The following is a 14132-nucleotide window of genomic DNA, read 5'->3' on the forward strand; positions in this document are numbered from 1 at the left end:
CAGCGCCGTAAGACGCGCTCGCCGGGCATGGATGCATGTTCCTCACCGAATGCTTGTCAGCATGACCGGTCGCGCGACTGTGATCCGCGATCCGCATAGACGCTGCGGTGCGTTGTGAGAGAGAAGCGAGCTGCGACCGCTTAATCAACCTCGTTTGATCGGCGCTTTGGCCGCGCTCTGTACCGCGACATTGCGATAGACGTCACGGCAAAATTGCATGCCGCCTTGATGCGTGCCGTTGACACTCGCCGCGATGCGCACTGTTCCCTCCACATGCTGAGGTGCCGGCGGATTGACGATAGCGGCGTCGATCGAGAACGGATCAGAAGGCGACGCACGCATGATGCCGATGCCTTTGATCGTTACGGCGAGGCAAGGATCGGGGAGTTGCGGATCGTGGCCGGCCGCGACGTCGAAGTTGATGTTCAACGTCCAGAAACCCTCGTGAATATCCTGATGAATAATGACTGCCTTCACCACGTCCTGGTGTGACAGCGTGTATTCGTTGCTTGCCATCGGTCCCTCCTTGCTCGTACGCATGCCGAGCGTACGTGTGCAGAAATGGCATTTTGTGCGGACTAGGGAAGGTTAGTTTTACGCGCCATTCCTCGTCGTGCAAGCGGAAAGATATGTGCGCCAGTACGTCGGCAAACGCGCATCGCGCAGACGCGCGAAAGGCGACGCCGGGACGCTGGCGTCGCCTTTCGCGCTGTAGCCGGATAAGCCCGGCGCAGTAGAACAAGCCTCCGCTCAAACGCGCATGCGAGTACCTAGCGACGATTAATGGAAGATGAGGTACAGGATAACCAGTACGATCAACGGGACGCCAAGCAACCAGCCGAGAAGGTAAGGCATGATGTGATCTCCTTTCGTATCGAGGTTTGAATACGAAAGTGATTGAGCATCCGGCGTGCCTGACGTGCCGCGTTGAGCCTCCGGCATCGCCATGGCAATCTCAAGCCAACATCAGGGCAAATTTTCCCGCAGAACAATGCTGAATTGCACGGGCTTCACGTCGCTCATCGCATCGCGCTTCTCGCGCACGTTGCGGAAAATACGCAGACAATTTCCCACCATAGCCTGCGGCGTTTGCGTGATCAACGCATCCATGGTGCCGTCGATCAGCAACGCTCGCGTGTCGGGCGTCAAGCCATGCCCAACAAACAGAATCTTCTGCTCCGAACGCGCCTCGACAATCGCGCGCGCCACGCCATCCGATCCACCGCCGCTGTTGTAAATGCCGGCAAGATCGGGATGCTGTTCAAGCAGCTTGCGCGTCTGCATATAGTTGCGCTCGCTATCGTCGTGCCCTTCGCGTAATCCGATCACGCGCACTTGTGGGAATGTCGATTCGATCAAATGCAGAAAACCGATCTCGCGTTCCTCATGCCCGCGATAGTTGAGGCTGCCCGCAAGCATCGCGATCTTTCCGCTCGGCCGCGGGCCCATGAAGCGCCCGAGCAGCAGCGCCGCCGTGCGTCCCGCCGATCGATTGTCGATGCCCACATAAGCGAGCCGCCGCGCATTCGATAAATCAGAAATCAGCGTGACGGCCGGCACGCCCTGATCCGCCAACGCATTTACGGCGTCGCGCACAACGGGATGTTCGAGCGCCATGAACACGACGCCATCCGCACGCTGTCCATAGTGCAACAGGCGGTCGGCCAATTCCTTCGGGTTGAAACTCTCGACGTAGTGCACGCGGCACTTCATGTCCAGCGCGTTCCACTGATCGTGTGCGAAGTCGATGTAGTCGCCGAGCATATGCAAATAGCGATTGGTGCCGGCAGGCAGCAGGAACGCGATGCGCATCGGCTTCGAGGCGGGCACGACGGGCGCCTCTGGCGTGAGCAGATAGCCGAGTTGGGCGGCCGCTTGCAGCACGCGTTGCGCCGTCACGGCGCGCACGCCTTCACGGCCATTGAGCACACGATCCACCGTGGCGGTAGACACACCGGCGGCGCGCGCAATGTCGGGAATGCGCGCACGCGCGGCGGCGTTGAGGAGAAGCGTATCGGACATGGCAGTCCTTCCTTCGCAGAACGGAAGTCCATCAAAAAACATCAAGCTCGCGGTTTGACAGCGCTAGCCGCGCACGCCTAGTCTTGCAGCTATCACACGACGACGCGACACCGGTGACTATAAATCAGGGCGTAGCGCGCGGACGATGATGGTTTTTGATGGATTCGACAGTCACATCAATTATAAGCAAGGAGACGCTCAAATGACCAACCTCGCGAGACGCACCCTGCTGCGTGCGGCGGCCGCCGTGCCGGTAGCCGGCGCGCTGGGCTTTCCGGCAATCGTGCGCGCGGCGTCCGGCCCGGAGTTCGTGTTCAAGTACGGCAACAACCTGCCGCTTACGCATCCGCTGAACGTGCGCTCGCAAGAGGCCGCGAATCAGATCAAGGAGGCGTCGAAAGGGCGCATGGAGATCCGGATATTCCCCAACAACCAGTTGGGCGGAGACACCGACATGCTCGCGCAGGTGCGCAGCGGCGGCATCGAAATGTTCACGCCGTCGGCGCTGGTGGTGTCGACGCTCGCGCCATCGGTTGCGATCAACGCGGTGGGCTTCGCGTTCAGCGACTACAACCAGGTGTGGGGCGCGATGGACGGCAAGCTCGGTGCTTACGTGCGCGCCGCGATGCAGAAGGCCGGCCTCGAATCGTTCGAAAAGATGTGGGACAACGGCTTTCGTCAAACCACCACGAGCAACGGTCCCATTACGAGCGCGCAGAATATGCACGGTCTGAAGATTCGCGTGCCGGTGAGTCCGCTCAGCATCGATATGTTCAAGGGGCTCGGCGCTTCGCCGACCAGCCTGCAATTCAGCGAAGTCTATTCGTCGCTGCAAACGCATATCGTCGATGCGCAGGAAAATCCGCTGCCGATCGTGCAGGTCGCAAAACTCTACGAAGTGCAGAAGTACTGCTCGCTCACCAATCACATGTGGGACGGCTACTGGTTCGTGCTGAACCCGCGCGCCTGGCAGCGCTTGCCGAAGGATCTGCAGGGCATTGCCAGCGACGCGTTCAACCAGTCGGCGTTGAAGCAGCGTGAAGACGTGCGCAAGCTGAACGACGCGGCGGTTGCGGATTTGCAAAGCAAGGGTCTGTCGATCAATCGTCCCGCGCCGGACACCTTCCGCGCGGCGCTGCGTCAGGCCGGTTTCTACGCCGAGTGGAAGAGCAAGTTCGGCAATCAGGCGTGGGACCTGCTCGAACAATCGGTCGGCAAGCTGGCCTGATCGTGTTGCATACGGGTGAGCCTGAGACGAAGCGCGGCGAGCCGCCGCGAGGAGACAGCAGGATGTCGAATCACGCATTGAATCCAGCGGACGCGGGCGTGCCGCTGCACGCGGCGAGCATGCCGCGCCGCTGGTTGAGGAGCTTCGATCGCGGTCTGATCGCGCTCGTCGAAGTGTGCGCTGCGGCGCTGCTTATGATGGAAATCATCGTGATGTTCGCGGGCGTGGTGTGCCGCTACGTGCTGCACCAGCCGCTCGTTTGGTCGGATGAACTGGCCGGCATTCTGTTCCTGTGGCTCGCCATGCTTGGCGCCGTGCTCGCGTTGCGGCGCGGCGAACATATGCGGATGACGGCACTCGTCAGCCGCCTGTCGCCGCAGCGGCGCGCGTTCGTCGATACGCTGGCGATCGCCGCGTCGATCGCGTTGCTAGCGTTGTTGATCGCGCCTGCGTACGACTATGCGTCCGGCGAGGCGGCGATCGTGACGCCCGCCCTGCAGATCAGCAACGCGTGGCGCGCGCTCGCTTTGCCCATCGGCGCGGCGCTCATGTTGCTGGTCGGTTTGATTCGTCTTGCCCAGGTGAGCCGCGTGCGCGACGTCATGATCGTGCTCGCGATTACCGCTGTATTGGCCGCGGTCGCCGTGTTCGCCGGGCCGTGGTTTCAAACGCTCGGCAAAACCAATCTCGTGATCTTTTTCGTCGGCGTGGTGGCGATCGGGATTTTTTCGGGCGTGCCGATCGGGTTTTCGTTTGCGCTTGCCACGTTCGGTTATCTGGGACTCTCGACTTTTACGCCGCTCGAAGTTGTGGTCGGCCGCATGGACGAAGGCATGTCGCATCTCGTGCTGCTCGCCGTGCCGCTTTTCGTGTTCCTCGGCTTGCTGATCGAAATGACCGGCATGGCACGCGCGATGATCGAGTTTCTCGCGAGCCTCGTCGGTCATGTGCATGGTGGTTTGTCGTTCGTGCTGATCGGCGCGATGTATCTGGTTTCGGGCATCTCCGGTTCGAAAGTGGCGGACATGGCGGCCATTGCGCCGGTGCTGTTTCCGGAGATGAAAAAACGCGGCGCTTCCGAAGGCGATCTGGTTGCGCTGCTCGCCACGACGGGCGCACAAAGCGAAACTATTCCGCCGAGCATCGTGCTGATCACGATCGGTTCGGTGACGGGTCTGTCGATATCCGCGCTCTTTACCGCGGGCATGCTGCCGGGCGCCGTGCTCGCGCTGATTCTGTGCGTGGTGGTGTGGTGGCGCTATCGCAAGGAAGACCTGAGCGGCGCGCAGCGTTTCAGCAGGCGGCAGATCGGGCGGTTGTTCATCGTGTCGCTTCCGGCGCTGGCGTTGCCGTTCGTGATTCGCATGGCCGTGGTCGAAGGCGTGGCGACAGCGACGGAGGTGTCGACCATCGGCATTGCTTACTCGATGCTGATCGGCCTGCTGGTGTATCGCCGTTTCGAATGGCGGCGGCTCGGCCGCATGCTGGTGGATGCAGCGACCTTGTCGGGCGCGATTCTTTTTATTATTGGCTGCGCGACGGCAATGGCCTGGGCGCTCACGCAGTCCGGCTTTTCTCAGGACCTCGCGCAACTCATGGGCTCGATGCCAGGCGGCGCGTACGGTTTTCTCGCGGTGTCGATCGTGGTGTTCGTGATGCTCGGCAGTGTGCTCGAAGGAATTCCCGCCATTGTGCTGTTCGGGCCGCTGCTGTTTCCCATTGCGCGGCTCGCGGGCGTGCATGAAGTGCATTACGCAATCGTCGTGATTCTTTCGATGGGCGTGGGCCTCTTCTCGCCGCCGTTCGGGGTCGGCTACTACTCGGCGTGCGCGATCAGCAAGGTCAATCCCGATGCGGGCATTCGTCCGATTGTCGGTTATATGGGTGCGTTAATCGTCGGCCTGATTCTGGTCGCGGCGATTCCTTGGATTTCGATCGGGTTTCTTTAAGCCGATCTCTCAAGTTCATTAACAGGTTCGACCTTCGGGCGCTGCGTTTTCGCCGCGCCGGGGCGTCGCTCGTCTTTCAAACCCGCAGCATCGGGAGAGTTTCATGAGTCGTTTTTTTGGCGAAATCCGGCAGGCAGGTTATGTGGTGCGGGACATCGAAGCCGCGATGGACTACTGGAGCCGCGTGCTCGGCGTGGGTCCGTGGTTTTACAACGAACGCGTGCCGATCGAGAACTACACCTACCGTGGGCAATCGTTTGAGGTGCATAACTCGGTGGCGCTCGCAAACTCGGGACCGTTGCAGGTGGAACTGATCCAGACACGCAACGATGCGCCTTCCATGTATCGCGACTTCCTCGCAGCGGGCCATACCGGCTTGCAGCACAACGCGTACTGGACCACTTCATTCGACGCGGATCTCGCGCGACTGCAGGAGCAGGGTTTTAAAGTTGCCATGAGCGGCGAGGTGGGGCGCAACGGTCGTTTCGTGTACTTCGATACGGAGAATCATCCCGGCACGGTGATCGAGTTATCCGAGATCGCCGGGCCGAAGGGGAAGCTCTTCGACATGATCTACGCGGCGTCGCGCGACTGGGACGGCCGCGAGCCGGTGCGCCGCTTTCCCGATCTGGGCACGCTATGAGCGAGACGCTGCAACAGCAAGCGGTCGATAACGACTCGCTGCAGGCCGACTATCTGATCGAGACGCCGCTCGATCCCGCGCGCGTCGCCGATGTCATGGCCGGCGAGCAATCGAGCGGCACGTTCGTGCGCGTCGCCAACGAATCCGATGCGCTGCGCGCGCGCAGTCGCGCGAACGTGCTGCGCGTCGAAGAACTCGAAGCGGCGGCGCGGCCCAGCTTGCCGAACGCCTGGCTCGAGCGTCAAGGCACGCCAGGGCCTTGGCGGCGCGCGCGCATCACACTGTCGTTTCCGCTCGCCAATATCGATGTGAATCTGCCCACGCTGGCCGCGACCGTCGCCGGCAATCTGTACGATCTTGGCGAAGTGACCGGCATGCGGCTGCTGTCGTTGCGCTTGCCGGCTCCGTACCGCAAGCGTTTCGAATTGCCGCGTCATGGCGTGGCCGGCACGCGCGCGCTGACGGAGGTGAAGGGCAGGCCGATGATCGGCACGATCATCAAGCCGAACGTCGGCCTGAGCGCGGCGGAAACGGCGGCACTGGTGCGCGCTTTGTGCGAAGCGGGCGTCGATTTCATCAAGGATGACGAAGTATGCGCGAATCCCGCACACGCGCCGCTGGCGGAACGCGTGCGCGCGGTGATGGCCGAAGTGCGCCGCTACCGTGAGCGCAGCGGCCGTCCAGTGATGGTCGCGTTCAATATCACCGACGACCTCGACGCCATGCGCCGTCACGCGGAACTGGTCGAGCGCGAAGGCGGCAATTGCGTGATGGCGAGCATCAACTGGTGCGGCTTTTCCGCGATCCAGACGCTGCGCCGCGCCACGCCGCTCGTGCTGCACGCGCACCGCAACGGCTACGGCATGATGTCGCGCGATCCGGCGTTGGGCATGTCGTTTCAGGCGTATCAGACGCTGTGGCGTTTGAGCGGCGTCGATCATATGCACGTACATGGCCTCGCCGGCAAATTCGCGCAGAGCGACGCCGAAGTGATCGAGTCGGCCCGCGATTGCGCGACGCCGCTCGCCGCGGGTTGCGACGATACGGTGCTGCCGGCGTTTTCATCAGGGCAATGGGCCGGCACCGTGCAAGCGACCTTCGACGCCGTGCGCTCCACCGATCTGCTGTTCATGTCGGGCGGCGGCATTCTCGCGCATCCAGATGGGCCCGCGGCAGGCGTGACGAGCGTGCGCCAGGCATGGGCGGCGGTGCAGGCGGGCACGCCGTTGCCGGTGTACGCCGAGCACATGCCGGAGTTGCGGCGCGCCTTGGCGTTTTTCGGCAGCCGCGCGTGAACGCTTCAGGCGACACGGAACAAAAGATGAGCGACGAAGCAAACAGCAGCGGCCCCGCTTACGCTTTCTACGGTGACGACTTCACGGGCGCAACCGACACGCTGGCGCATCTCGCCCGCGCTGGTTTGCGCACCATGCTGTTCTTCGCACCGCCGGATTCTGCGCGTCTTTCGACGCTCGGCCCGCTCGACGCGATTGGCGTGGCGGGCGCCGCCCGGACCATGGCGCCCGCCGCGCAGCGGCAGGAACTCGAACGCGTCGGCGCCGCCTTCGTCGCGCTCGGCGTGCGGGTGATGCACTACAAAGTGTGCTCGACATTCGATAGCGCGCCGGAAACGGGCAGCATCGGCGTGGCGATTCGTACGTTGCGCGAGTACTGCGCGAACGAACTCGTCGCGGTGGTCGGCGGTCAGCCGAACTTGCGGCGCTATTGCGTGTTCGGCGAACTGTTTGCGGCAGCCGGCGCAGACGATGACGCGCAGTCGATTTACCGCATCGACCGTCACCCGACCATGAGCCGCCATCCCGTCACGCCGATGAACGAAGCGGACTTGCGCGTGCATCTTCAGCAGCAAGGCGTGAAGAATGTGCAGTCGATCGACTGGCGTTGCTACGCGCGCGGCGATGCCGAACTGCAAGAAGAAGTGCAGCGCCGCCTCGATGCGAAACCCGACGCCGTGCTGTTCGACGTACTCGACGATTCACATCTGCAGGCGATTGGCCGTGTGATCGCGCGTCATGCCGCGGCGTCGGCGCCGTTGCTCGCGGTCGGTGCGAGCAGCGTCGCGCAGGCTTACGCGTTGGCGCATGACAACCGCGTTAAAGATGCCGCCGCCGAAAACCGAACCATACCGCTGTTGCCACGCGCCCGCGACCCCGTGTTCGTGCTCGCAGGCAGCCTCTCGCCATTGACTGAAGTACAGATCGGCACCGCGAGATCCTATCTGCGTGTGGAACTGGACCCGCTGAAAATGACCGGCGACGCAGCCTCCAGCTACCTGGCGGAACGTGTGGCGGCGATCGCCGGCCCCTTGCGCGACGGATGCAACGTGCTCGCTTTCACGGCACGCCGCGCGTTGCACGAAGGCGGCGCGCGGCCGCAACTCGCGCACGCCTGTGCGTCCCTCTTGCAACAGGTACTCGGCGCCGTGCGCTTGCAACGCATCGGCATTGCGGGCGGCGACACGTCGAGTTTTGCAGTGCGCGCGCTCGGTGCCTGGGGGCTGTCGTATCTTGCGCCGTTGTCTGCGGGCGTCACCGTGTGCCGTCTCCATGCCGATCGCGCGGAACTCGACGGTATGGAGATCATGCTTAAAGGCGGCCAGATGGGCGACGCGGATCTGTTCGAGCAACTGCTCGACGGCAACGGCTAACCGTTGTCGGCGAAACCGGGATAGAGCGTCATGCCGCCGTCGACGAACAATGTCGTGCCGACCACGTAGTCGCTTTCATCCGAGGCGAGCCAGACGGCGGCCTTGCCGACGTCGTCCGCTTCGCCCACACGGCCGTAGGGAATCAGCTTCAACAGTTTTTTTAGCGCTGCTTCGGTGTCCCACGCATCTTTATTGATCGGCGTGCGAATCGCGCCCGGCGCAATGGAATTGACGCGGATGCGTTCGGGCGCGACTTCCTGCGCAAGCGATTTCATGAGCATTTGAATGCCGCCTTTGGACGCCGCGTAATTGACGTGCCCCGCCCACGGAATGACTTCGTGAACCGAGCTCATGCAAATGATCTTGCCGAGCGCTTTGGACGTGGTCGTCGGGCCGCGTCGTCGAAATTCTTTCACGGCCGCTTGTGCGGTCAGGAACTGGCCAGTGAGGTTGGTCGCCAGCACCTGTTGCCAGTCGTCCAGCGTCATATCGGCAAACGCATTGTCTTTCTGCACGCCCGAATTCGCGACCACGATGTCCACGCTCCCGAAACGCGCGCGGCTTGCCGCGAACATGTTCTCGACCTGCATGGTATTGGCGACGTCGGCTTGCACCGCGAGCGCGGCGCCGCCCGCTTTCTCGATCTCGGCGCAGACTTGCTCCGCCTCTTCGGCATGCGAGTGATAGTTCACGACGACGGCCGCGCCCGCGTCCGCAAGCGCTTTGGCGACGCCGGAACCAATGCCCGAACTGCCGCCGGTGACCAGAGCGACTTGATTCGCGAGTAACTTTTCCATTGCTGCTCCCGGGTGACAAGATAGGGATGTGCATCGACCATCGACATAGCAAGGCCGCCGGATATCCATGCAGCGAACTGCGGAGATATCCGGCGGCCAACCCACTTTAAGCAATGCGGGTACTACACAACGCTATGGCAATTCAGGTTATATGACGCCGACGACCAGCAACACGATCACCACGATCACAACGAGCCCGAGACCGCCGGTAGGACCGTAACCCCACGCCCGGCTGTGCGGCCACGTGGGGAGCGCACCGATGAGGAGAAGAATCAGCACGACTAGAAGAATAGTTCCCAACATATGAATGACCTCCGCCTGGTTGATAGGATCTGCCTTCACGATAGACACGCAAGCCCCGCATCGCGCGTGTTCCTGCGAAAGGCAGTATCGGTGTCATAGTTGAGCAAGCTGCATGCCCGAGGCGATAGATCGAGTTTTAGACGTTGTAAAACCGTCATGCCGCCGTATGGCGGGCGGCGCCGACACGCGACGCAATCAGATCCCCGATGAAGGCGAGAGAGAGCGCAGCCGCGCCGCAAGCGAAGATCAACGCGTAGTCGTTATGTGTGTGCGAGAAAAGATACGAGTAGCCATAGCCGCCGAGCGCCTGGAAAAGCGCGAAGGCTGTCGTCGCGCGACTCCATGCGGCTCGCTGTTCGATGTGATCGTGCTGCACGAGTTCATGAATGCGGCCGAGCACGAGCGGCACGATACCCGGTGTGAAGATGCCGAGAATCACAGTCGATGCAACCAGCGCGAGCGTGCTGCCCGAGAACGCGAGCATGGCAACGGCGGCCGCTTGCAGAAGCAATCCGATGCGATAGGCCTTGCCGAAGCCGATGCGATCGGCCACGTTGCCGCAGATCACCGGCCCGGCGATGGCAGCGAGGCCGTACAGCACCCAGTAGTCAGCGCCGATTGCGGCGCCGCGTCCCAGGCCGCGAGCGATATAGTCGACGAGCAGCACCATCACAGGGACAAGGCCGAGTGCGTTTGCCGCGTACTGCGCGTACAGCACACGAAGCGTCAAGCCTTGCGGGCGCACTGCGTGATGCGTACCGGAAGGCGCGACCGGTGCGGGCGGATTCGCCGAAGGCCAGCCGAACCAGCTCACCGCGGTCAACACCAGCGCCACGACGCCGAGACCGATCCACGTGGTTTGCAAACCATGGTGCAGCAGCTTCGGAATCAAGGTGCCGGATGCCGCGATGCCGAGTCCGAGTCCAAGAAAGATCATGCCGCTCACGAAGCCGCGGCGCGGCACGGGAATGTGCGGAAGAATCGACGTCGCCACCAGCACCATGATCGCGCCGCCGGAAATGCCCGACAACAAACGCCACGCAAAAAACCAGCTCACTGACAGCGGATACGCGCAGGCAAAAAAGGCCGCGGTCACGACCGCCATCAGCATGCGCAACGCGCTGCGGTTCGACAGTGCCGATGCGAGCGGGCGGCCGATCAACGCGCCGACCAGATAGCCGGCGAAGTTCGCCGCGCCGAGCGTTACCGCTTGCGACGACGTGAACCAGTGCGCCTGGATCAGCGAGGGAATCAACGGTGTGTAGGCGAAGCGCGCGAGGCCGATGGCGACGAGACTGCCGCACAGTCCGGCGAGCGTGGCGAAGAGCGCGCGGGCATCGAGTGAGACTGGACTATCTGACGTTATCGGAGCAGCGGACATGACGGTTCCTTTACCGGTGCGCGCGCTGATGGCGGCGCTGCCGGATGTCGGTGGAAAAGCGAAGGGGTGCGCCTTGTCAGGCGCGTGACTCAGGCGTCGGAGCCGGTCGCCGGCAGGGCAGGCAAACCAAGCAGCAGCAACACGGGCGCAATCGCGCCGACAAGCAGTGTTTGTTGCGGGTTGACCCGCGCGAGAACGCGAACGCCGATCAGCGTGGCGAGCAGGTGAGTGGCGGCGTCATCGGCGGAAACGGTTGTGGTGATTTCACCGCTCTCGCTGGCGGCAATCATGCGGCGGTAGAAAAACGCGCGTATTTCCGAGAATTCCGTGGCGACGATTGCACGGAATGCTTCGTCCTCCGATGTGGTTTCCAGCGCCGAATTCACCAGCATGCAGCCGCGTTGCGCGGGATCGGCGAGCGTTCGTTCGAGGATCTCGTGGAAGAACATCGTGATGCCTAGAGCCGGCGCTACGGTCTGCTCCAAACGCCTGATCCGTTCGCGCAACGTGTGCTCGAGATAATGCTCGAGCGCGCGCAGATACAGCGTGCGTTTGTCGCCGAACGCGTTGTAGAGACTTGGCTGCGTCAGACCGGTGGATTTAACCAGGTCGCGCGTGGAGGTCGCATCGTAGCCCTTCGTCCAGAAGGCCGCGCTGGCGGCTTCCAGCACCTCGTGTTCGTCGAATTGGCGGGGTCTTGCCATGATGAATATCCTTCCAGCGTCATTGACGGCCGATTTTGTATCAATCGATATAGAAGCGGATTATATATCGACCGATACAGAACGCAAGAAGAAGATTCGACGATGTACGGCGCGCGCTCAAAGTACGCTGCGTTGCGGCGGAAGGGCGTCGGCGGGTGGTTGCCCATCCGGCGCGAGTTCGGTTTCCGGATAGCTGATGCGCACCGGCGGCACGAACCAGGCGAGGCACAGACCGATCAACGCCGCCGCGCCGGCCACCAGAATGCCGATGTGAATCGACTGCACCAAGGCTTCGCGCGCCGACCGCATCATGGCGTCGCCCGACTGGCCTGCACTCACCAGACGATTGATCAGCGCGGCCTGTTCCGCGCGATCCACCAGCAGCTCGGGGCTGGCGAAGGACTTGAACCACTGCGTCGCCTGATAAGAATCGAGCGACCGATGCACGCCGCGCGAATAGAGATGGCCGAGCAGCGCGCCTGTCATCACCGTGCCGAGCATGCCGCCGAATGTCCGCAGCGATTGAAGCAGCGCGGTGGCCGCGCCGACATGGTCCCGCCCGACGATCTGCTGTGAACAGACGGTCAGGCTGGTGGCCACCAGACCGAGGCCAAGCCCGCTGATGCCCATGCACGAGGCCCACACGAGATGCGGTTCCGTACCTCGCAAGACGACCACGCTCAGACAGGCGAGCGCGGACAGCGCAAAGCCAACATACATGATGCCGTTGGCGCGGCGGACCCGTGTGACGATTCGATTGTTGAGCACGCTGCCCACGGTCGTGCCGAGCAGCAAGGGTGTGATCAGCATGCCCGAGTCGTGCGCGGACATCGCGTAGCCGCCCTGAAACAGCAGTGGCACATAGAACACCAGCGAAAAGAGCGCGAAGCCGCCGAGCACCGACATCGCGAACAGCGCGGAGAGCTTGCGGTCCATGAGCATGTCCACCGGCACGATCGGATAGCCGATGCGCCGCTCCCATAGCCAGAGAATCAGCCCGCAGGTCGCCGCTACGACGGTCAGCACGATGGTCGTCGTGTCGATGCCGCGCCTTGGAAACAGTTCGATGAGCAGTTGCAGTGAGCTGAACGTGACCGCGAGCACGAACGCGCCGAGCCAGTCGAGCCGCACGGGACCTTTGCGCCTTAGATGAAGCAGCGGGGGCAAGAAGCGCTGCACGAACAGCAGCGAGACGAGCCCGACCGGCACGTTGACAAAAAAAACCAGCCGCCAACCGCCGTATTGCGTAAGCATTCCGCCGAGCGTCGGTCCGATCATATTGGACACGCCGAACGCGGACGTGACGAACACAAGCCAACGCAGCCGCAGTTTCGGATCAGGAAACAGATCGGCGACGGTGGCGAACACCGTGCCGATCAGAATGCCGCCGCCAATCCCTTGCAGTCCACGCGAAACCACCAGCAACAGCATGCTGCTGGCAAAGCCGCACAACACCGATGCGCCGGTGAACAACAAGATCGCCGCGATCAGAAACCGTTTGCGGCCAAACAGATCACCCAACCGCCCGAAGATGGGAATCGTGATGACGGAGGCCAGCATGTACGACGTCGCGACCCACGCGTAAAGATCGAAGCCCTTCAGATCCGCGACGATGCGCGGCAGCGCGGTGCCGACGATGGTCTGATCCAGCGCCACCAGCATCGCGACGAAAGCGATGCCGAGCATTGCCAGCAGCGATTCGCGGAACGGCAGCAGTTGCCCGCTCGACAGCGGCGCGGTGAACCCGGTGCTCATGGCGTGCTTACTTGTTACCGGCTGCCATACGTTTGCCGAGAGCAGCGCCCAGGTCTTCGTCGGTCAGCGCCGGCGAGATGTCCATCGTGAGGAGGTCGCCCCAGTCGAGCGCCATCGCCGCCATCGCGCGGTTGTCGTCAGCTTCGACGATTGCAACGCCGCGCAAGCCGCCGATCGCGTGCCAGCGGCCCAGCAACTTGACTCCGTCCGGCATTTGCCCGCCGGTCTTCATGAAACGTTCGATGACGGAACTCTCAGCAGTCGGCAGACCGTTCCATAGGACGATAAATTTCATTGCGCGCCTCCAATCCGAAATGGCGATGCCGGCTCGTGGCGCGCTGCCATCGTCGCTTATGGGTACGGCGCGTCGCGGATGCGGGGCGTCGTGTTCAGTTCTGCGCCAGCAAGCTGTCCGGATAGTGCGTGCTATTGGCGGACAGCGATAAAAACCACGTGGCGTCCTAAGCATCATAGGTGAGCGTGGCGCGTGCAGCGTCGCCGCGTGCGGACATTCACCAGGCCAATTGCACACGGGCGATTTCATGGCGAAGAAACGAACTGCGCCGTCGCTAGATGGGAATATTTTGTGGGACGTGTACGTTATCTGGTTATGATGATGCGCTTCTGTCGACAACAAAAGCCAACGGCACGCGTGTGTGACGCGTGCCGTTGTCGTGACTGT

The 14132-nt window shown here is 62.4% G+C and carries 14 protein-coding genes; 5 read left to right on the forward strand and 9 right to left on the reverse strand.

Features of this window, described 5'->3' with window-relative positions; all coding sequences use genetic code 11:
- Nucleotides 1–144: 144 nt before the first annotated feature.
- The 3 genes from ACFSNN_RS09960 to ACFSNN_RS09970 all read right to left on the reverse strand — a co-directional run bounded on the left by ACFSNN_RS09960 (nucleotide 145) and on the right by ACFSNN_RS09970 (nucleotide 2022).
- Entirely contained in the window at nucleotides 145–516 is a 372-nt protein-coding gene (locus ACFSNN_RS09960) for a hypothetical protein (RefSeq protein WP_134460686.1), read from the reverse strand.
- A 264-nt stretch (nucleotides 517–780) separates the two neighbouring features.
- Nucleotides 781–948 (reverse strand): hypothetical protein, encoded by a 168-nt coding sequence (locus ACFSNN_RS09965; protein WP_166799301.1) that lies wholly within the window; start codon nucleotides 946–948, stop codon nucleotides 781–783.
- An 18-nt stretch (nucleotides 949–966) separates the two neighbouring features.
- Nucleotides 967–2022 (reverse strand): LacI family DNA-binding transcriptional regulator, encoded by a 1056-nt coding sequence (locus ACFSNN_RS09970; RefSeq protein WP_134460683.1) that lies wholly within the window; start codon nucleotides 2020–2022, stop codon nucleotides 967–969.
- Between the two features lie 202 nt (nucleotides 2023–2224).
- Here ACFSNN_RS09970 and ACFSNN_RS09975 point away from each other — a divergent pair, with 202 nt between their 5' ends.
- The 5 genes from ACFSNN_RS09975 to ACFSNN_RS09995 all read left to right on the forward strand — a co-directional run bounded on the left by ACFSNN_RS09975 (nucleotide 2225) and on the right by ACFSNN_RS09995 (nucleotide 8510).
- A complete protein-coding gene (locus tag ACFSNN_RS09975) occupies nucleotides 2225–3250 on the forward strand; it encodes a TRAP transporter substrate-binding protein (protein ID WP_134460680.1) in 1026 nt (341 codons plus the stop codon).
- Nucleotides 3251–3312: 62 nt separating this feature from the next.
- Nucleotides 3313–5199, forward strand: a complete 1887-nt coding sequence (locus ACFSNN_RS09980) for a TRAP transporter large permease (protein ID WP_134460677.1) — start codon at nucleotides 3313–3315, stop codon at nucleotides 5197–5199.
- A 103-nt stretch (nucleotides 5200–5302) separates the two neighbouring features.
- Nucleotides 5303–5842: a VOC family protein gene (locus ACFSNN_RS09985; protein WP_134460674.1), complete on the forward strand. Its 540-nt coding sequence runs from the start codon at nucleotides 5303–5305 to the stop codon at nucleotides 5840–5842.
- Nucleotides 5839–7137: a ribulose-bisphosphate carboxylase large subunit family protein gene (locus tag ACFSNN_RS09990; RefSeq protein WP_134460671.1), complete on the forward strand. Its 1299-nt coding sequence runs from the start codon at nucleotides 5839–5841 to the stop codon at nucleotides 7135–7137. The genes ACFSNN_RS09985 and ACFSNN_RS09990 overlap by 4 nt, the downstream gene beginning before the upstream one ends.
- 26 nt (nucleotides 7138–7163) lie before the next feature.
- A complete protein-coding gene (locus ACFSNN_RS09995; protein WP_134460669.1) occupies nucleotides 7164–8510 on the forward strand; it encodes a four-carbon acid sugar kinase family protein in 1347 nt (448 codons plus the stop codon).
- On the opposite strand, the gene ACFSNN_RS10000 is transcribed toward ACFSNN_RS09995, so the two are convergent.
- The 6 genes from ACFSNN_RS10000 to ACFSNN_RS10025 form a co-directional block, all read right to left on the reverse strand.
- Nucleotides 8507–9307 (reverse strand): glucose 1-dehydrogenase, encoded by an 801-nt coding sequence (locus ACFSNN_RS10000; RefSeq protein WP_134460666.1) that lies wholly within the window; start codon nucleotides 9305–9307, stop codon nucleotides 8507–8509. The genes ACFSNN_RS09995 and ACFSNN_RS10000 overlap by 4 nt on opposite strands.
- Nucleotides 9308–9454: 147 nt before the next feature.
- The gene (locus tag ACFSNN_RS10005; RefSeq protein ID WP_012429014.1) at nucleotides 9455–9610 is read right to left on the reverse strand and encodes a DUF3309 family protein; all 156 of its coding nucleotides are present in this window, start codon (nucleotides 9608–9610) and stop codon (nucleotides 9455–9457) included.
- Nucleotides 9611–9764: 154 nt separating this feature from the next.
- Nucleotides 9765–10991, reverse strand: a complete 1227-nt coding sequence (locus ACFSNN_RS10010) for a YbfB/YjiJ family MFS transporter (RefSeq protein ID WP_134460663.1) — start codon at nucleotides 10989–10991, stop codon at nucleotides 9765–9767.
- Between the two features lie 89 nt (nucleotides 10992–11080).
- Nucleotides 11081–11695, reverse strand: coding sequence for a TetR/AcrR family transcriptional regulator (locus ACFSNN_RS10015; protein ID WP_134460660.1), 615 nt, complete (start codon nucleotides 11693–11695; stop codon nucleotides 11081–11083).
- A 117-nt stretch (nucleotides 11696–11812) separates the two neighbouring features.
- On the reverse strand, nucleotides 11813–13450 hold the full coding sequence (locus ACFSNN_RS10020; RefSeq protein WP_134460658.1) for an MFS transporter: 1638 nt from the start codon (nucleotides 13448–13450) through the stop codon (nucleotides 11813–11815).
- Between the two features lie 7 nt (nucleotides 13451–13457).
- Nucleotides 13458–13745, reverse strand: a complete 288-nt coding sequence (locus ACFSNN_RS10025; protein WP_012429018.1) for a DUF3303 domain-containing protein — start codon at nucleotides 13743–13745, stop codon at nucleotides 13458–13460.
- Nucleotides 13746–14132 lie beyond the last annotated feature (387 nt).

This window comes from Paraburkholderia dipogonis (genome assembly GCF_042680985.1).
Taxonomy (GTDB): Bacteria; Pseudomonadota; Gammaproteobacteria; order Burkholderiales; family Burkholderiaceae; genus Paraburkholderia; species Paraburkholderia phytofirmans.

What these genes read in the sequence shown, in the direction of transcription:
- ACFSNN_RS09960 (WP_134460686.1), bottom strand. Translation starts at nt 516, where the DNA reads ATGGCAAGCAACGAATACACGCTGTCACACCAGGACGTGGTGAAGGCA.
- ACFSNN_RS10015 (WP_134460660.1), bottom strand. Translation starts at nt 11,695, where the DNA reads ATGGCAAGACCCCGCCAATTCGACGAACACGAGGTGCTGGAAGCCGCC.
- ACFSNN_RS09980 (WP_134460677.1), top strand. Translation starts at nt 3,313, where the DNA reads ATGTCGAATCACGCATTGAATCCAGCGGACGCGGGCGTGCCGCTGCAC.
- ACFSNN_RS09970 (WP_134460683.1), bottom strand. Translation starts at nt 2,022, where the DNA reads ATGTCCGATACGCTTCTCCTCAACGCCGCCGCGCGTGCGCGCATTCCC.
- ACFSNN_RS09975 (WP_134460680.1), top strand. Translation starts at nt 2,225, where the DNA reads ATGACCAACCTCGCGAGACGCACCCTGCTGCGTGCGGCGGCCGCCGTG.
- ACFSNN_RS10000 (WP_134460666.1), bottom strand. Translation starts at nt 9,307, where the DNA reads ATGGAAAAGTTACTCGCGAATCAAGTCGCTCTGGTCACCGGCGGCAGT.
- ACFSNN_RS09985 (WP_134460674.1), top strand. Translation starts at nt 5,303, where the DNA reads ATGAGTCGTTTTTTTGGCGAAATCCGGCAGGCAGGTTATGTGGTGCGG.
- ACFSNN_RS09995 (WP_134460669.1), top strand. Translation starts at nt 7,164, where the DNA reads ATGAGCGACGAAGCAAACAGCAGCGGCCCCGCTTACGCTTTCTACGGT.
- ACFSNN_RS10010 (WP_134460663.1), bottom strand. Translation starts at nt 10,991, where the DNA reads ATGTCCGCTGCTCCGATAACGTCAGATAGTCCAGTCTCACTCGATGCC.
- ACFSNN_RS10005 (WP_012429014.1), bottom strand. Translation starts at nt 9,610, where the DNA reads ATGTTGGGAACTATTCTTCTAGTCGTGCTGATTCTTCTCCTCATCGGT.
- ACFSNN_RS09965 (WP_166799301.1), bottom strand. Translation starts at nt 948, where the DNA reads ATGGCGATGCCGGAGGCTCAACGCGGCACGTCAGGCACGCCGGATGCT.
- ACFSNN_RS10020 (WP_134460658.1), bottom strand. Translation starts at nt 13,450, where the DNA reads ATGAGCACCGGGTTCACCGCGCCGCTGTCGAGCGGGCAACTGCTGCCG.
- ACFSNN_RS09990 (WP_134460671.1), top strand. Translation starts at nt 5,839, where the DNA reads ATGAGCGAGACGCTGCAACAGCAAGCGGTCGATAACGACTCGCTGCAG.
- ACFSNN_RS10025 (WP_012429018.1), bottom strand. Translation starts at nt 13,745, where the DNA reads ATGAAATTTATCGTCCTATGGAACGGTCTGCCGACTGCTGAGAGTTCC.